The organism is Psychrobacter piechaudii (assembly GCF_900162825.1).
In the GTDB taxonomy this organism is placed as follows: domain Bacteria; phylum Pseudomonadota; class Gammaproteobacteria; order Pseudomonadales; family Moraxellaceae; genus Psychrobacter; species Psychrobacter piechaudii.
Map to the genome: position 1 here is coordinate 1 of NZ_FUGE01000021.1, position 821 is coordinate 821.

The 821-nt window shown below is 40.8% G+C and carries 1 pseudogene; it reads left to right on the forward strand.

The annotated features are described in order from the left end of the window. A pseudogene (locus A1019T_RS00265) lies at positions 1 to 821 on the forward strand (RNA-guided endonuclease InsQ/TnpB family protein); the annotation flags it as partial.

Genomic DNA, 821 nt, shown 5'->3' on the forward strand with positions numbered 1-821 from the left:
CAACCGTCCTGATGCAAAACGCAAAACACTGGGCTGGATACCTTTTAAAAAGTCTGCTATCACGTATCTAAGCACAAGACAAACGGGAAAGAAAGCACTTAAATCAACTATTCAGCTATCACTATCCAAAGGTCAAAAGCTTATTATAGATGTATTCGATAGCTACAACCTAAGCCTATATCAAATTAACACGCTTGAGATAGTACAAGACAGTCGTAATCGTTGGTATGCGTGTATTACTGTTAAAGACTTTCCTAAGCAAGCAAGTGGTAAGGGCAGCGTTGGTATTGACTTAGGTTTAAAAGAGTCTGCCACTACCTCAAATGGTGCCAAGCTAATTATTAAGCAAACGCAAAAGTGGGCGAATAAATTAGCAGTAGCCCAGCGTGCTAAGAATAAAAAACGTGTTAAAGCAATCCACGCCAAAATCAAAAACACAAGATTAGACTTAATTCATAAATTCACCACCAAGCTTGTTAAAGATAACAGCTTAATTGTGGTTGGTGATGTTAAATCACGCTCATTTACCAATAAAAAAACCAAGCTCGCTAAATCGACATACGATGCAGGTTGGTTTGAACTCAAACGACAACTGGAATATAAATGCAAGCATGCAGGTTGTCAGCTTGAGATCGTAAATGAGAGTTACACTACCCAGACCTGCTCGTGCTGCCACAAAATAAGTGACAGTAGCTTGAGGGTAGAGCGGGTTTGCGAATAAGAGGATGGACTTGTGCTGAGTGTGGCACATGGCATGATAGAGATATCAATGCTGCTAAGAACATCCTTGCGGTCGGGCTTGACCGTCTAGCTGTAGGAAT